The 17147-nt window shown below is 57.1% G+C and carries 16 protein-coding genes; 5 read left to right on the plus strand and 11 right to left on the minus strand.

Going from position 1 to position 17147, the window contains the following annotated elements; translation table 11 throughout:
* Positions 1-9 precede the first annotated feature (9 nt).
* Positions 10-2085 carry a YccS/YhfK family putative transporter gene (locus GVJ63_RS15995; RefSeq protein WP_159227111.1) on the plus strand — a complete coding sequence of 692 codons (2076 nt, stop codon included), beginning with the start codon at positions 10-12 and terminating at the stop codon, positions 2083-2085.
* 1 nt (position 2086) lies between these two features.
* On the opposite strand, the gene GVJ63_RS16000 is transcribed toward GVJ63_RS15995, so the two are convergent.
* From GVJ63_RS16000 to ppiA, 5 genes are all read right to left on the minus strand, one after another.
* Positions 2087-3307: an aspartate aminotransferase family protein gene (locus GVJ63_RS16000; RefSeq protein WP_159227112.1), complete on the minus strand. Its 1221-nt coding sequence runs from the start codon at positions 3305-3307 to the stop codon at positions 2087-2089.
* A gap of 81 nt (positions 3308-3388) precedes the next feature.
* The gene (locus tag GVJ63_RS16005) at positions 3389-3964 is read right to left on the minus strand and encodes an aminodeoxychorismate/anthranilate synthase component II (RefSeq protein WP_033768095.1); all 576 of its coding nucleotides are present in this window, start codon (positions 3962-3964) and stop codon (positions 3389-3391) included.
* A gap of 41 nt (positions 3965-4005) precedes the next feature.
* Positions 4006-4599, minus strand: a complete 594-nt coding sequence (locus GVJ63_RS16010) for a putative adenosine monophosphate-protein transferase Fic (protein ID WP_010253092.1) — start codon at positions 4597-4599, stop codon at positions 4006-4008.
* On the minus strand, positions 4589-4759 hold the full coding sequence (locus GVJ63_RS16015) for a YhfG family protein (RefSeq protein ID WP_010253095.1): 171 nt from the start codon (positions 4757-4759) through the stop codon (positions 4589-4591). Before GVJ63_RS16015 ends, GVJ63_RS16010 begins: the two co-directional genes overlap by 11 nt.
* A 99-nt stretch (positions 4760-4858) precedes the next feature.
* Entirely contained in the window at positions 4859-5431 is a 573-nt protein-coding gene (gene ppiA / locus GVJ63_RS16020; protein WP_003852970.1) for a peptidylprolyl isomerase A, read from the minus strand.
* Between the two features lie 261 nt (positions 5432-5692).
* Here ppiA and tsgA point away from each other — a divergent pair, with 261 nt between their 5' ends.
* The gene (tsgA, locus tag GVJ63_RS16025) at positions 5693-6871 is read left to right on the plus strand and encodes an MFS transporter TsgA (protein WP_022624051.1); all 1179 of its coding nucleotides are present in this window, start codon (positions 5693-5695) and stop codon (positions 6869-6871) included.
* A gap of 35 nt (positions 6872-6906) precedes the next feature.
* On the opposite strand, the gene GVJ63_RS16030 is transcribed toward tsgA, so the two are convergent.
* Entirely contained in the window at positions 6907-8184 is a 1278-nt protein-coding gene (locus tag GVJ63_RS16030) for a cytosine deaminase (RefSeq protein WP_031593898.1), read from the minus strand.
* Positions 8185-8401: 217 nt separating this feature from the next.
* Here GVJ63_RS16030 and nirB point away from each other — a divergent pair, with 217 nt between their 5' ends.
* The 3 genes from nirB to cysG are packed head-to-tail and all read left to right on the plus strand — an operon-like array spanning position 8402 to position 12675.
* Positions 8402-10942: a nitrite reductase large subunit NirB gene (gene nirB, locus GVJ63_RS16035; RefSeq protein WP_159227113.1), complete on the plus strand. Its 2541-nt coding sequence runs from the start codon at positions 8402-8404 to the stop codon at positions 10940-10942.
* Entirely contained in the window at positions 10939-11265 is a 327-nt protein-coding gene (gene nirD / locus GVJ63_RS16040) for a nitrite reductase small subunit NirD (protein ID WP_159227114.1), read from the plus strand. Before nirB ends, nirD begins: the two co-directional genes overlap by 4 nt.
* Before the next feature lie 45 nt (positions 11266-11310).
* Positions 11311-12675, plus strand: coding sequence for a siroheme synthase CysG (gene cysG / locus GVJ63_RS16045; protein WP_159227115.1), 1365 nt, complete (start codon positions 11311-11313; stop codon positions 12673-12675).
* A 58-nt stretch (positions 12676-12733) separates the two neighbouring features.
* Here cysG and trpS read toward each other — a convergent pair whose 3' ends face one another.
* The 5 genes from trpS to GVJ63_RS16070 form a co-directional block, all read right to left on the minus strand.
* Positions 12734-13735, minus strand: a complete 1002-nt coding sequence (trpS, locus tag GVJ63_RS16050; protein ID WP_010253111.1) for a tryptophan--tRNA ligase — start codon at positions 13733-13735, stop codon at positions 12734-12736.
* A 16-nt stretch (positions 13736-13751) separates the two neighbouring features.
* Positions 13752-14429: a phosphoglycolate phosphatase gene (locus GVJ63_RS16055; RefSeq protein WP_132499656.1), complete on the minus strand. Its 678-nt coding sequence runs from the start codon at positions 14427-14429 to the stop codon at positions 13752-13754.
* A complete protein-coding gene (rpe, locus tag GVJ63_RS16060) occupies positions 14413-15096 on the minus strand; it encodes a ribulose-phosphate 3-epimerase (protein WP_010253116.1) in 684 nt (227 codons plus the stop codon). Before rpe ends, GVJ63_RS16055 begins: the two co-directional genes overlap by 17 nt.
* A 67-nt stretch (positions 15097-15163) precedes the next feature.
* Positions 15164-15979, minus strand: coding sequence for an adenine-specific DNA-methyltransferase (dam, locus tag GVJ63_RS16065; RefSeq protein ID WP_010671570.1), 816 nt, complete (start codon positions 15977-15979; stop codon positions 15164-15166).
* A 93-nt stretch (positions 15980-16072) separates the two neighbouring features.
* On the minus strand, positions 16073-17125 hold the full coding sequence (locus GVJ63_RS16070) for an SPOR domain-containing protein (protein ID WP_022624046.1): 1053 nt from the start codon (positions 17123-17125) through the stop codon (positions 16073-16075).
* Positions 17126-17147 lie beyond the last annotated feature (22 nt).

Here is a 17147-nt window from a genome sequence, read left to right on the forward strand (position 1 = left end):
GTTGGGCCGATGTGGCGTCGAATTATTTACCATCCTGAAGTTAACTACGCCTTGCGGCAAACGCTGGTGCTCTGTCTGCCGGTGGCGCTGGGCTGGCTGGCTGGCGACCTGCAAAAAGGTCTGCTGTTCTCATTAGTGCCCGCCTGCTGCAACATCGCCGGTCTGGATACCCCGCATAAACGCTTCTTCAAACGCCTGATTGTTGGCGGCAGCCTGTTTGCCCTCGGCAGCTTTCTGATGCAGTGGCTCACCCTGCATGCTATTCCGCTGCCGCTGATTCTGTTTGCCATGCCCTTATTGCTCGGCGTTACCGGGGAGATCAGCCCGCTGCATGGTCGTCTGCTGCCCGGCACCCTGATTGCCGCCATCTTTACCCTGAGCCTGATTGGCCGCATGCCAATCTATGTTCCCCCGCTGCTCTATATCGGCGGCACGCTATGGTACGGGCTCTTTAACTGGTTCTGGTTCTGGCTGTGGAAAGAGCAGCCAATGCGCGAAAGCCTGAGCCTGATCTATCGCGAGCTGGCTAACTACTGCGACGCAAAATATACCATGCTGACGCAGCTGACCGATCCAGAAAAGGCGCTGCCGCCGCTGCTGGCTCGTCAGCAGAAAGTGGTCGATCTGATTAACACCTGTTATCAGCAGATGCATATGCTGTCGGCAAGCCGCGATCACAGCCATAAACGGCTGACGCGCGCCTTTCAGGTGGCGCTGGATCTGCAGGAACATATCTCGGTCAGCCTGCATCGGCCGGAAGAGGTGCAGAAGCTGGTCGAACAGAGCCACGCCGAAGCGGTGATCCGCTGGAATGCCAAAACCATCTCGGCCCGGTTGCGGGTGCTGGCGGATAACATTCTCTATCACCAGCTACCCGATCGCTTTGCGATGGATAAACAGCTCGGCGCGCTGGAGAAAATCGCCCATCAGCATCCCGACAATCCGGTGGGTAACTTCTGCCTTTACCACTTCAACCGTATTGCGCGGGTTCTGCGCACCCAGAAACCCCTTTATCAGCGCGATCTGATGGCTGACCGCCAGCGCCGTCTGCCGCTGTTACCGGCACTGCGCAGTTATCTCTCGTTTCGCTCATCGGCCCTGCGCACTGCCGGCCGCTTTGCGGTGATGCTGATGCTGGGCAGCGCGCTGGCGCTGTTCTTCAACATCCCCAAACCCTACTGGATCCTGATGACCATCATGTTCGTCAGCCAGAACGGCTACAGCGCTACCCGTGTCCGCATTCAGCACCGGGCGCTGGGCACTTTTGCCGGTCTGGTGATCGCGGCCGCCACGCTGCGCATGGCGGTGCCGGAGTCGCTGGTGCTGCTGATCATGCTGGCGATTACCTTTATCAGCTATCGCTTTACCCGCCAGTTTTATGGCTGGTCGATGATTGGCTTTACGGTCACGGCGGTTTACTCGCTGCAGTTGCTGTCGCTGAATGGCGCGCAGTTTCTGCTGCCGCGACTCATGGATACGCTGATGGGTTGTCTGATCGCCTTTGGCGGGATGCTCTGGCTGTGGCCGCAGTGGCAGAGCGGCTTGCTGCGGCAGAACGCCCACGACGCACTGGAAACCTATCAGGATGCGCTGCGGCTGTTGCTGGGTGACGAACAGTCACCAGAGAAACTGGCTTATCAGCGCGTGAAGGTCAATCAGGCACACAATGCGCTGTTTAACTCACTGAATCAGGCGATGCAGGAACCCGCGTTCAACTCCCGCTATCTGAGTGATATGCGGCTTTGGGTCACGCACAGCCAGTTTATCGTCGAGCATATCAACGCCATGACGATTCTGGCGCGGGAGCACACCATGCTCACTGCCTCGCTGGCTGAGCGTTACCTGCAATCCTGTGAAATCGCGCTGCAGCGGTGTCAGCAGCGGCTGGAATATGATGGTGAAAGCTCACAGGTTAACCTGCTGGATGAGCTGGAGAACATCAGTGAGGGACCGATCACGGTGGTGGAGCAGCATGTGCGGCGCATTCTCGACCATCTGAGCGTGATGTACACCATTTCATCGCTGGCGTGGAACCAGCGGCCGCAACATGGCCGCTGGCTGATCAGACGCTTACGTAAAAACTAAGCTAGCCGTTGAGCACATTGCCGACGGCCGTGGCGAAGCGACTTATGCCCTCTTCGATGTCGGCAGGCTCAATGATCAGTGACGGGGCAAAACGCATCACGTCGGTGCCGGCAACCAGCACCATCACGCCTTCTGCGGCCGCGGCATTCAGGATGTCGCGTGCTTTACCGGCATGCTGCGGTTTCAGCGCCGCGCCAATCAGCAGACCCTTGCCGCGAATATCGCTGAAGAGATCATACTTCGCATCGATGGCCTGCAGCGCCGTGACAAAGTGCTGACGACGTGTCTCAACGCCTGCCAGCACATCCGGCGTATTGATAATATCGAGCGCAGTTTCGGCGATGGCGCAGGCGAGTGGATTGCCGCCATAGGTGGTGCCATGCACGCCCGGCGCCATGGTCGAGGCGATCTCGTTAGTGGTCAGCATGGCGCTGACCGGGAAACCGCCGCCCAGCGCTTTGGCTGAGGTCAGAATATCGGGCTGGATGCCATAATGCTCATAGGCGAACAGCTTGCCGCTGCGCCCCATGCCGCTCTGCACTTCATCCAGCACCAGCAGCGCCTGATGCTGATCGCAAAGCTCACGCAGTCCCTGCATAAACTCCTGCGTTGCGGGCACGACGCCGCCCTCACCCTGAATCGGTTCAACCACAATGGCGCAGGTATGATCGTCAATCACTGCTTTCACTGCGTTCAGATCATTGAACGGCACATGAACGATATCCGCCGGTTTAGGCCCGAACCCATCAGAATATTTTGGCTGTCCTCCGACCGTGACGGTAAACAGCGTCCGGCCATGAAAGGCGTTATGAAAGGCGATAATCTTACTTTTGAATGGGCTGTGACGTTTGCAGGCGTAGTAGCGCGCCAGCTTAAAGGCGGCCTCGTTGGCTTCGGCCCCGGAGTTAGCGAAGAAGACCCGCTCGGCAAAGGTCGCCTGAATTAACTTACTGGCAAGACGCAGCGCCGGTTCGTTGGTGAAGACGTTGCTGGTGTGCCACAGCGTCTCGCCCTGACTTTTCAGCGTCTCCACCAGCGCAGGATGGCAGTGTCCAAGTGCGGTGACGGCGATACCACCTGAGAAATCGATATACTCTTTGCCCTGCTGATCCCATACACGACTGCCCTTGCCTTTTACCGGCACGAACTGCGCAGGTGCATAAACAGGCAAAATAACGTTATCGAACGTCTCCCGCGTGACCGCAATTTTTTCCGCTGCCATTGATGACCCCATTTAGATGATTGATGTGCAACTTTGAAATAATAATCACAAAATATGCATAAAAAATCACTCAAAGGCAACTTATTGCTCAAGGAAATTGCGCAGCAGCTGATGTCCCTGCTCGCTGAGAATGCTTTCGGGATGGAACTGCACGCCTTCCAGCGCCAGGGTTTTATGGCGGAATCCCATAATTTCGTCAGGCTCGCCGTCACGCATCGTCCAGGCAGTCACCTCGAAGGCATCTGGCAGGGAGCCGCGCTGTACAATCAGCGAATGGTAGCGGGTCACGGTTAGTGGATTATTCAGAGTGCGGAACACGCCCTGGCCAGTGTGCTGAATCGCAGAGGTTTTGCCGTGCATCACCTGACGCGCACGCACGACCTGCGCGCCATACGCCTGCGCAATTGCCTGATGGCCCAGACAGACGCCCAGCACCGGCAGCTGACCGGCGAAATGCCGGATCGCCGCCAGCGAAATGCCTGACTCCGACGGCGTACAGGGACCAGGGGAGATCACCAGATGAGTCAGCGGTAACGCCGCCATCTGCTCCAGCGTGATGGCATCATTGCGCACCACCCGAACCTGCGCGCCCAGCTCGCAGAAATATTGATAAAGATTCCAGGTAAAGGAGTCGTAATTGTCGATAAGCAGCAGCATGGCCAGTCCAGAATAATTACCCGCGCCGCTATTCTACGCGGTTAAGCCGCCTCGCTCACCACTTTCGCGAATACCTGCTCCAGCAGAGTCAGGTCTCCGGCCACACCAGCCTGATTCGCCGCTTTCCAGCTTTCAGCGTCAGTCTCTTCCCAGGAGAGCAGATAACCGGCATGCAGCGCCAGCTGTTCAAAGAAAATCCGCTGCGCCCGACCGTTGCCGTGGCGGAAAGGATGCAACATATTGATTTCGCAGTAGTAGTGGGCAACACGCTCAATAAACGCGTCACGTGGCAGGTCAACGAGTCCCTTCTCCTCCTCCAGCGCGGCCATCAGGGCGTTACCTTCCTTTTCGATATATTCGAAATGACAGAACGGCGTCTCATCGCGCCAGATATCGATAGTGCGCAGTTCACCAGCCCAGCTGTAGACGTCCTGAAACAGCGTACGGTGGATCTGGCGCAGGTAAGGCAGTCCAGGATTACGTGGGCCCAGCTCCAGCGTGGCGGCACGCGCCGCACTAAAACTCAGCTCCGCCTTACGCAGCTGCGCGGCATCGTGAATATCGGGCAGGTTTTTCAGCACATTGTCATGCTGCCACAGGTAGGGATCCTGGCTGACGGCGGTATTAGAGTCCATATTGCCTCCTCAGTGACGCCAGACGTGCGGCCGCATCATCGCTGTTTACGCTGGTTTCATTTGGCGAGAAGCCTTCCAGCCGACAGCTGGCCTGATAGCTGGCGCTACGCCGCTGTCGCCACAGGGTGACCTTCTGTTTTTCGGTGAGTTTGTTCGCCATGCCGCCTCCTGCTCAGGTTTTTGCCCTAAGTATAAGAGCAAATTCTGGCTTTGCCGGATGCGGCAGGCGGTCGCCATCCGCAGATGGCGACGAACGGACTTAAGGCAGGACTTTGGCGGAGAGGATAACTACCGGTTTGGATGGAACATTCTGGTAAGGACCCACATCTTTGGTCGGTACCTGAGAAATTTTTTCAACCACATCCTGACCTTTCACAATCTTACCAAATACGGCATAGCCAAAATCGCGCTGTCCGTGATCGAGGAATGCATTATCCGCGACGTTGAGGAAGAACTGGCTGGTCGCACTGTCTTTATCGGCGGTTCGCGCCATGGAAATCGTGCCGCGCAGGTTACGCAGGCCATTATCCGCTTCATTCTTGATTGGCGCGTTGGTCTGCTTCTGCTGCATGTCCGTAGTGAAGCCCCCACCCTGCACCATAAAACCCGGGATCACGCGGTGAAAAATGGTGTTGTTGTAAAAACCGTTGTTGACGTAATCAACGAAGTTTTTCACAGAAACCGGCGCTTTCTGGTTATTCAGTTCGAGTTCGATATTGCCGGCGGAGGTGGTGAGCAGAACGTGGGTGTCACCTTTTGCAGCCAGCGCCTGGGCGGAAACGGAAGAGAGCGCTAACAGGGTGATGGCCGCTGTTAAAGTACGTTTAAACATGAAAGATTCCTTACCTGGGAGAGCGGGCACAAAAACGTGATTGATTGTAAAGAGACTCTATTCCAGGAGCCAGCGTTTTACCTATATTTACGCTGTGGCAGCAAATGGGGGGAGCAAACGTTAAACCCCGGCAATTACGTGATTAAAATCACACAACCCATGAAATATGGATCTCTGGTTTCACTGGTTGTTTATTAAGATCACGGTTCCGTTTACACTTTCTGACACTTTTTGGCACCCGGTTCTCAACAGGTTCAGAACATGACAAACCGTAATCGTATTGGCCTCACCTGGATAAGCTTCTTCTCCTACGCGCTTACCGGCGCGCTGGTGATTGTTACCGGCATGGTAATGGGCGATATCGCAAAAGATTTCCAGATCCCCATCTCCAGCATGAGTAATACCTTCACCTTCCTCAACAGCGGCATCCTGGCGGCGGTTTTCCTGAACGCCTGGCTGATGGTGATTGTGCCACTGAAGCGTCAGCTGATTTTCGGCTTCGTCCTGATGGTACTGGCGATAATCGGGTTGATGACCAGCCGCGATCTGACCGTCTTCTCGCTCTGTATGTTTGTGCTGGGCGTGGTCAGCGGCATTACTATGTCGATCGGCACCTTCCTGATCACCCATATGTATGAAGGCCGCCAGCGCGGTTCGCGCCTGCTGTTTACCGACTCCTTCTTCAGCATGGCGGGCACGCTGTTTCCGGTGCTGGCGGGGATTCTGCTTGCGCGTCAGCTGCCGTGGTACTGGGTCTACGTCTGCATCGGCTTTATCTACGTCGCGATCTTCATCATGACGCTGTTTGTCGAGTTCCCGGTGCTGCGTAAGCCCGAAAACAGCCCGACAGTTGAGAAAGAAAAATGGGGTGTGGGCGTGCTGCTGCTGGCAGTGGCGGCGCTCTGCTACATTCTGGGCCAGCTTGGCTTTATCTCCTGGGTGCCGGAATATGCCACCAAAGTCATGGGCATGAATATTAACGATGCCGGACAACTGGTGGGCAGCTTCTGGACCGCGTATATGGTGGGTATGTGGGCCTTCAGCTTCCTGCTGCGCTTCTTCGATCTGCAACGCATTCTGATGGTACTGGCGGGACTGGCTACCGTACTGATGTACTGGTTCGTCAGCAGCAGCGATGCCAGCATGCTGAAGTGGATCATTATGGTGTTGGGCTTCAGCTCCAGCGCAATTTACACCACCATCATCACGCTCGGCTCGCTGCAGACCAAAGTGGCGTCACCGAAACTGGTGAACTTTATTCTGACCTGCGGCACCGTCGGCACCATGCTGACCTTCGTGGTGACCGCGCCGATTGTTGAGAAGAGCGGCGTGCACACGGCGCTGGTCACCGCCAACGGCCTCTACGCGGTGGTGTTTGTAATGTGTGTCCTGCTGGGGCTGGTCACTAAACATCGCTCGCACGGTCACGTTACGCATTAATCATTCAGGGCGGCGATTGATCGCCGCCCTGCTGTTTAACGCCGGAAGTCTATCCGCTCCCGCTCCCGCCAGTAAATCTCGCTTTCTGCGGGCTTTGTCTCTGCCACCACGATGCCGCGACGCAGCGAGTAGCGCACCGGAACCTGTCTTCTTACTGCATCAAAACCACTCTCTGCCGGCAGAATAATCAGGCTGGCATCGTTGCCGGTCTGAATGCCATAGCCTGACAGCTGCAGCGTCTTCGCGCTGTTATGCGTAATCAGATCCAGCCCCGCATCAATCTGCTCATAGCCCATCAACTGACAGACGTGTAAGCCCATATGCAGCACCTGCAGCATGCTGGCGGTGCCCAGCGGATACCAGGGATCGAACACATCGTCGTGGCCGAAACAGACGTTAATCTCCGCCTCCAGCATCTCTTTCACCCGCGTAATGCCGCGCCGCTTAGGGTAGGTATCAAAGCGGCCCTGCAGGTGAATATTGACCAGCGGATTCGCGACAAAATTAATGCCCGACAGCTTAAGCAGTCGAAAAAGTCGTGAGGTATACGCGCCATTGTAAGAGTGCATCGCGGTGGTATGACTGGCCGTCACGCGCGCGCCGTTGCCATCGCGATGCGCCAGCGCCGCCACGGTTTCCACAAAGCGCGACTGTTCATCATCGATCTCATCGCAGTGAACATCGATCAGCCGATCGTAGCGGTTAGCCAGCGCAAAGGTTTTATGCAGCGACTCAACGCCATATTCACGGGTAAATTCGTAATGCGGGATCGCGCCGACCACATCCGCGCCCAGCCGCAATGCCTCCTCCAGCAACGCTTCACCGTTGGGATAAGAGAGAATACCCTCCTGGGGAAAAGCAACAATCTGGATAGTGATCCACGGCGCCATCTCCGCCTTTAGCTCCAGCATCGCTTTAAGCGCCGTCAGTGACGGGTCAGAAACGTCAACATGAGTACGGACAAACTGAATGCCGTTGGCAATCTGCCACTTCAGCGTCTGCATCGCCCGCCGCTTAACATCTTCATGACTGAGCATGGCTTTGCGTTCAGCCCAGCGCTCAATGCCTTCAAACAGCGTCCCGGACTGGTTCCACGCGGGTTCGCCAGCGGTCTGGGTGGTATCCAGATGAATATGCGGCTCAATAAAAGGCGCGCAGGCTAAGCCACCCTCGCCGTCCAGCGATTCATCCGCCGGTGAAGCGTGCTGCGGCTGGGCTGAGAGCCGGGCAATTTTGCCATCGGCGATGGCGATCTGCCATAACCCATCCCGCCAGGGTAAACGCACGTTATTGATCCACTTAGGTGACATCATTGCCGACTCCTTTTCCGGTTTTGTGTTTTAAAACTAACACGATTCAGGTGACCCGCCGCAAGCCCGAATAATCAGCGGGTTATCCGCACCAGAAAAAATTATTTCAAATCAACCATATACCTCTTAATGGGTATATGGCGTCGTGGTTGATGTATATCAATAAGTGCCAGAAACGGCGCGCTATTGTAGCCGCAGATATCGCAAATTTGAGGCAAAAATGAGCAAGCACAATGTCGTCGTTATCGGTAACGGCATGGTCGGCCACCGCTTCATAGAAGAATTACTAGAGAAAGCGGAACCTGACCAGTTTTCGCTGACCGTCTTTTGTGAAGAACCCCGTGTCGCCTATGATCGTGTCCACCTGTCCGCCTACTTTTCCCATCACACCGCTGAAGAATTGTCGCTGGTTCGTGAAGGCTATTACGACAAACATCAGGTCAATCTGCTGCTGGGTGAACGCGCCATCACCATTAACCGTGATGAGAAGCTCATCCACTCCAGTACCGGTCGCGCGGTGCATTACGATACGCTGATTTTTGCCACCGGCTCTTATCCGTGGATCCCGCCAATTAACGGTGCCGAAGGCAGCGACTGCTTTGTCTATCGCACCATCGAAGATCTCAACGCCATCGAAGCCTGTTCGCGCCGCAGCAAACGCGGCGCGGTGATTGGCGGCGGCCTGCTGGGGCTGGAAGCGGCGGGCGCACTGAAAAATCTGGGCATTGAAACCCACGTTATTGAATTTGCGCCGGTGCTGATGGCGGAGCAGTTAGATCAGCAAGGCGGTGAGCAGCTACGTCGCAAGATTGAGCAGATGGGTGTACGGGTCCACACCGGTAAAAACACCCAACAGATTGTGCATCACGAACACGGCGGCAAAACGCTGCAGTTTGCTGATGGCAGCGCGCTGGAGGTCGATTTCATCGTCTTCTCCACCGGCATTCGCCCGCAGGACAAACTGGCGAAACAGTGTGGATTAGCACTGGGGCCGCGCGGCGGCATCGCCATTGATGACCAGTGCCGGACCAGCGATCCCACCATCTACGCTATCGGTGAGTGCGCTGCCTGGCAGAATCGTGTCTATGGCCTGGTGGCGCCGGGTTACAAAATGGCCCAGGTCGCCAGCGACCATCTGCTGGGCCGCGACAATGCGTTTACCGGCGCGGACATGAGCGCCAAACTGAAGCTGCTGGGTGTTGATGTTGGCGGCATTGGCGATGCGCGCGGCACCACGCCAGGCGCTCGCAGCGTGGTCTGGCTGGATGAGAGCAAATCGATCTACAAGCGCCTGATTATCAGCGAAGATCAGAAAACCCTGCTGGGTGCCGTCCTGGTGGGCGACACCAGCGACTATGGCAACCTGCTGCAGCTGGTGCTGAATGGTATTCCGCTGCCTGCTAATCCGGAAGCACTGATTCTGCCAGCCGGCAGCGGGGATAAACCGGCCATCGGCGTCGATTCTCTGCCTGATACCGCACAAATCTGCTCCTGTTTTGACGTCAGTAAAGGCGACATCATTAAGGCGGTACAGGGTGGCTGTCATACCGTGGCAGCACTGAAAAGCAGCACCCGTGCCGGCACCGGTTGCGGCGGCTGTATCCCACTGATCACCCAGGTTCTCAACAGTGAACTCAGCCGTCAGGGCATTGAGGTCAATAACCATCTTTGCGCCCACTTCGCCTGGTCACGTCAGGAGCTTTATCACCTGATTCAGGTAGAGGAGATTAAAACCTTTGACGAACTGCTGGCCCGCTATGGTCAGGGTTATGGCTGTGAAGTGTGCAAGCCGGTGGTTGGCTCACTGCTCGCCTCCTGCTGGAATGAATATGTGCTCAAACCCCAGCACGCGCCGTTACAGGACAGCAACGACCTCTACCTTGGCAACATCCAGAAAGATGGCACCTACTCGGTGATCCCGCGCTCGCCCGGCGGTGAAATCACGCCCCAGGGACTGAAAGTAATTGGCGAGATCGCCGAGCGCTATCAGCTCTACACCAAAATTACCGGCTCTCAGCGCATCGGTCTGTTTGGCGCGCAGAAAGACGATCTGCCCGCCATCTGGTCACAGCTGATCGACGCCGGATTTGAAACCGGCCAGGCCTACGCCAAGGCGCTGCGCATGGCGAAAACCTGCGTTGGCAGCGCCTGGTGCCGTTATGGCGTGGGTGACAGCCTCGGCTTCGGCGTGATGCTGGAGAACCGCTACAAAGGCATCCGTACGCCGCACAAGATGAAGTTTGGCGTCTCTGGTTGCACCCGCGAATGTGCGGAAGCACAGGGCAAAGATGTCGGCATTATCGCGACGGAAAAAGGGTGGAACCTTTACGTCTGCGGCAACGGCGGCATGAAGCCGCGCCATGGCGATCTGCTGGCGGCCGATCTCGATCAGCAGACGCTGGTCACCTATCTCGACCGTTTAATGATGTTCTATATCCGCACTGCCGACAAACTGCAGCGCACCTCGCTGTGGCTGGAGAGTCTGGAAGGCGGCATCGACTATCTGCGTAAGGTGATCGTGGATGACAAACTTGGCCTCAACAGCCAGATGGAGCAGCAGCTGGCCGCCCTGCGTACCAGCGTCAGCTGCGAATGGAAAGCGACGCTGGAAGATAAGGATCACCTGACGCGCTTTGCCCACTTTATCAACTCGCCGCAACGCGATCCTGGCGTGCAGCGGGTCGCGGAGCGCGACCAGCACCGCCCGGCACGCGCCGATGAACGCATTGCCGTGACCCTGATTGAGGAGACCGAATCATGAGCCAGTGGAATCCGGTGTGCCCGCTGACGCAGATCCTGCCCGCTACGGGCGTCTGCGCGCTGGTCAAAGGCCAGCAGGTTGCAATCTTCCGTCCCCGCAACGATGAGCAGCTCTATGCCATCAGCAATATCGATCCGTTTGCCGATGCCAGCGTGCTGTCACGCGGCATTATTGCTGAACATCAGGATGCGCTCTGGGTTGCCAGCCCGCTGAAAAAGCAGCATTTCCGTCTTAGCGATGGCTACTGCATGGAGGATGAAACGCGCTCCGTGGCGGCCTGGCCGGTGCGGGTCAATGCCGGACAGGTTGAAGTCTGCCTGTAACTCCCGTCAACAGCCCGCCTCCGCGGGCTTTTTTAAGGACGTCTGATGGACTACTTCCCCTTATTCTGCCGCCTGCAGGGCCGACGCTGCCTGCTGGTCGGCGCAGGTGACGTGGCTGAGCGGAAAGCCCGCCTGCTACTGGAGGCCGGCGCCGAACTACTGGTCGGTGCCCTTGATTTCTCCCCCGCCTTCCGGCAATGGGCGCAGCAGGAAACCATCACGCTGCTGCCAGGGGCGTTTGATCCGCACTGGCTCACCGGCTGCTGGCTGGTGGTCGCCGCGACCAGCGATGATGCGGTTAATCAGCAGGTGGCTGAAGCCGCCGAAAAACAGCAGATCTTCTGCAATCTGGTGGATGCGCCGCAGCAGGCCAGCGCCATTATGCCGTCGATTATCGATCGTTCCCCGCTGATGGTCGCCGTCTCTTCCGGTGGACGCGCGCCGGTACTGGCGCGCCTGTTGCGGGAGAAGCTGGAGGCGATGCTGCCGCAACACCTTGGCCAGCTGGCTCAGCTGGCAGGCACTCTGCGCGCGCGGGTGAAACAGCAATTCAGCTCTGTCAGTGCCCGCCGCCACTTCTGGGAACGCTTCTTTAACAGCGAGCGGCTGGCCCAGACGCTGGCCAACGGCGACAGTGAACGCGCGGAGCAGATTACCGACCAGCTCTTTAACGCTGACCTTCACCAACAGGGTGAAGTGGCACTGGTTGGTGCCGGTCCGGGTGATGCCGGATTACTGACCCTGAAAGGCTTACAGCTGATCCAGCAGGCAGACGTCATCGTTTATGACCGGCTGGTCTCTGATGAGATCCTGAATCTGGTGCGCCGCGATGCCGAGCGCATTTTTGTCGGGAAACGCGCCGGACATCACTGCGTGCCGCAGGATGAGATCAACCAGCTGCTCTGCGAACAGGCGCAGCGTGGAAAACGGGTCGTGCGGCTGAAAGGCGGCGATCCCTTTATCTTTGGTCGCGGCGGTGAAGAGCTGGAAGCGCTGGCGCAGCGGCAGATTCCGTTCAGCGTGGTGCCGGGGATCACCGCCGCATCGGGCTGTGCGGCTTACAGCGGTATTCCCCTGACCCACCGCGATCATGCGCAGAGCGTCAGACTGGTTACCGGACACCTGCAGAAAGAGGGCTCGCTCGCCTGGCAGACGCTGGCGGCGGAACAGCAGACGCTGGTCTTTTATATGGGGCTCACGCAGGCCGGAGAGATTCAGCAGCAGCTGATAAAGCACGGTATGCGCAGCGATATGCCGGTGGCGCTGGTGGAAAACGGCACCACTACGCGTCAACGCGTGGTCACCGGGACACTGAGCGAGCTGGAAGCGTTAGCCGGTCAGGTGACCAGTCCCGGCCTGATGATCATCGGCAGCGTGGTAAGTCTGCGCGACAGTCTGCGCTGGTTCTGAGTCCGGCAAATAAAAACGGCGGGCACAATGCCCGCCGTCCTGGTTGTCTGCTCAGCCATTACGGCATCGCGACAAAGCCTACCGCCTGATACACCTTCTTCAGCGTTTCCTGCGCCTGTGCGCGTGCTTTGGCCGCGCCATCACGCATCACCTGCTCCAGCAGTGCTTCATCGTTGCGGAAGCTGTGATAACGCTCCTGCAGCTCAGAGAGCATACCCGACACAGCATCGGCTACTGCGCCCTTCAGGTGACCATACATCTTGCCTTCGAACTCCTGCTCCAGCTCGGCGATAGTTTTACCGGTCACGCCCGACAGAATATCCAGCAGGTTAGAGACGCCCGCTTTCTCTTTGATATCGTAGCGCACCACTGGCGGCTCTTCAGAATCGGTGACGGCGCGTTTAATCTTCTTCACGACCGCTTTCGGATCTTCCAGCAGGCCGATCACGTTATTGCGGTTATCGTCAGACTTGGACATCTTCTTCGTCGGTTCCAGCAGCGACATCACGCGCGCGCCAGACTTCGGAATCAACGGCTCTGGTACTTTGAAGATATCGCCGTAGATCGCATTGAAGCGATGCGCGATATCGCGGCTCAGCTCCAGATGCTGCTTCTGATCTTCACCCACCGGCACCTGATGGGTCTGATAGAGCAGAATGTCAGCCGCCATCAGCACCGGATAGTCGAACAGACCGGCGTTAATGTTCTCTTCGTAACGCGCTGATTTATCCTTGAACTGCGTCATGCGGCTCAGTTCACCGAAGTAGGCGTAGCAGTTCAGGATCCAGCTCAGCTGCGTGTGCTCTGGCACATGCGACTGAACGAAGATGGTGCTTTTTTGCGGGTCGATACCACAGGCCAGATAGAGCGCCAGCGTGTCCAGCGTCGCTTTACGCAGTGCAACAGGATCCTGACGCACGGTGATCGCATGCAGATCAACGATGCAATAAATGCAGTGGAAATCATCCTGCATCTGCACCCACTGACGCAGCGCTCCCATATAGTTGCCAATGGTCAGTTCGCCGGACGGCTGTGCGCCGCTGAAAACGATGGGTTTCATACTTATGTCCTGATATTTACAGCCCCAGAGCGGGCAAAAGTTCGTCGAAAGAGTCGAGGGTTAAATCGGGCTGGCTGGTGGCAATCGGCTCGCCATAGTTATAGCCAAAGGTCATGCCGATATTGGGTACGCCCGCCGCCTGCGCCGCCTGGATATCATTGCGTGAGTCGCCGACAAACAGCAACTCATTCGGCAACACACCAAAGGTGCCCAGCACCATAAAAATTGCCGCAGGATGCGGTTTTTTAACCGGCACATCGTCGCCACCGATAATCAGCGAAAACGCATCAGCAATGCCAAGCGACTCCAGCAGCGGTGCCACAAACGGCGTCGGCTTGTTGGTGACTATCGCCATCGGCAGCCCGGCAGCCTTTAATGCGGCCAGCGTCTTCTTTACCTGTGGAAACAGCGTACTGCCCGCATCCACGGTATCGGCATAATGCCGGTCAAACAGTGCCCGCGCATCACGCTGCTCTTCCGGCTGCGGCTCACGGCCCAGCGCGAAGGTCAGCGCGCGGGCCATCATGATATCCGCGCCGTTGCCAATCCAGGTTGAGACACGCTCAAGGCCCGCCTGCGGCAGACGGAGATCGTTCAGCGTGCGGTCAATCGCATCGGCCAGGCCGGGTGCGCTATCCACCAGTGTCCCATCAAGATCAAACGCCAGCGCACGAATATCAGTGAAATGAGCCATTGGCCTTCTCCAGTTCGTTGCGCATATCGTCGATCACTTTTTTATAGTCAGGGTGACCGAAGATCGCGGAACCGGCGACAAACATGTCGGCACCGGCGGCAGCGATCTGGCCAATGTTGTCGATCTTCACGCCGCCATCCACTTCAAGGCGAATGCTGTAACCGCTCTGATCGATACGCCTGCGCGCTTCACGCAGTTTATCCAGTGTGCCAGGAATAAATGACTGACCGCCAAAGCCGGGGTTCACTGACATCAGCAGAATGATATCCAGCTTATCCATGACGTAATCGAGGTAGCTCAGCGGGGTCGCCGGGTTAAACACCAGACCCGCTTTGCAGCCATGCTCTTTGATGATTTGCAGGGTGCGGTCAACGTGTTCGCTGGCTTCGGGATGAAAGGTGATGTAGGTGGCACCCGCTTTGGCGAAATCAGGGATCAGCGCATCTACCGGCTTCACCATCAGATGCACATCGATGGGGGCAGTGATGCCATAGTCGCGCAGTGCTTTCAGCACCATCGGACCCATGGTCAGATTAGGCACGTAGTGGTTGTCCATCACGTCGAAGTGAACCACGTCACCTCCGGCCGCCAGCGCTTTGGCTGTGTCTTCGCCCAGGCGAGCAAAGTCCGCCGAAAGGATTGAAGGGGCCAGCAAATATTGTTTCATCCGATTCTCCCACTGTTGTGCGCCAGCACGCAGGCTGGCGTAATGCGTTGGTCGCGGACGAAACAGACTAGCTATAAAGTGCCAGCAGTTCGTCGACCTTGGTGCGACCCGTTATGCTTCGGCTGATAGAACGCCGGGCTTTGACCACATGTAACTCTGCATCCTGATACCATAAACGCGTCAGTGCAGTGTCGTGGTTAGAAATCAGTACCGGAATCCGGTCCTCCGACGAAGCCAGCTTTGCCGCTAACGCCGCCAGGTTCTCCTGCTCACGCAGGCTGAAGCTGTTGGTGTGATAAGCCGTGAAATTGGCCGTTGCCGACAGCGGCGCATAAGGCGGATCGCAATAGACTACCGAGCCTTTACCGGCATTGGTCAGGGTAACATCGTACGATTCACAGACAAACGTCGCTTTTTGCGCACGCTCGGCAAACCATAACAGTTCTGCTTCCGGAAAGTAGGGTTTGCGATAGCGGCCAAACGGCACGTTGAACTCGCCACGCAGGTTATAGCGACAGAGGCCGTTGTAACAGTGACGGTTCAGATAGAGGAACAACAGCGCGCGCAGGTAGGCGTCGGTGCTGGTGTTAAATTCGGTGCGACGCTGGTAATAACAGATCTCGTTGTTACTTTCCGGCGTAAACAGCAGCTGCGCGTCACGGATGAAATCCGCCGTGCGCGTTTTAACAATGTTATAGAGATTAATCAGGTCACTGTTGATATCAGCCAGATGGTAGCGATCAAATTCAGTGTTCAGAAACACCGAACCCGCGCCAACAAAGGGTTCTACCAGACAGTCGCCTTGCGGCAGATGGCGATGGATCTCTTCTACTAAGGGAAATTTTCCCCCTGCCCATTTCAGGAAAGCGCGATTTTTTTTCATGCTGTCGTGGTTATTACATCTTATTGTGAGGCTGTGGCTGGACCGACAGCAGATCTGCGCTTAAAACGGGGCCAGAAACTGGCCCCACATCCGCTATTGGCTGGCTTCTTTCTTCACCTGGCTTACTGGTTTAACCCACGGGTTCTTCGCACGCACTTCGGCAGGCAGTGAGGCTACCGCGCGTTTGGCATCAGCCGGTGTGGCATAGGAACCACTCACCAGCACGTACCACGACTGACCGTTACGGGTGGTTTTGTAGACGTGATACCCACTCAGATTCTGCTGCTTAGCCCAGGCATTCAGGCTTTCCGCCTTCGATGCACCGCTCAGCTGCAGGGTATAGCTGCCGCCTGGCAATGATTTGCTGGCTGAACTGCTGCCTGCCGCCGCAGTGGCCGGAGCAGAAGGGGCTGGCGTGCGTGCTGGCGTGGTATGTGTTTTGCTGTCACGGGTTGCAGGCTTCGAGGCAGTTTTATGCGATGAATCGTGCGCCGGACGTGCAGAAGCATTTGATTTGTTTGGCGTCTGACGGCCTGCTGGGGCCGTAACCGGATTCGCAGCCGTTCCGGCATTGCCGCTGACCGTGGCAGGCGCCGTTGGCAGTGAACTGCCACCCTGCGTGCCCATCGCGGCACTGTCGACCTGCTGCTGCTGATTACTCAGCGCGCTGTTCAGATCGCCCGGCAGCGTGACACGCTGCTGATTTGCTGGCGTCTCAACAGGGGCGGCCTGCGTAGGCGTTGAAGCCACAGGCGGCATTGAGACGTCGCGCTGCGGGTCAGACGCAGCATTACCGCTGGTCGCCGCGTTATTTTCGCTGGTAGCTGGCGTGGTCTGCCCGCCGGTTGGCGTCGTCTGTCCACCTGACATGGAAGAGGAGCCGGCCAGGTCGATATTCTTCTCACTGCCGGAACCGCCGCCAGCGGCAGGCGTGTTGCCCGCAGTCGCAGGTTTTTTCTCATCCGGGCCATTCAGCGCCGAACCAATACCCAGTACCAGTAACAGCAGAACCAGGATCCCGACACCCATCATGATGCGCTGGCGCGAAACCGGTATTTTGGCTGCGGGAGACGACTTACGAGGGCGCGAGGGACGGCGATCGCTGGCGTCAGGTTTTAACTCATCTTCCGGTTTAAACTCATCCATTTTGCCTCCTCCGTAAAGCGGC

It is taken from the genome of Pantoea sp. 18059, from assembly GCF_902706165.1.
In the GTDB taxonomy this organism is placed as follows: domain Bacteria; phylum Pseudomonadota; class Gammaproteobacteria; order Enterobacterales; family Enterobacteriaceae; genus Pantoea; species Pantoea agglomerans.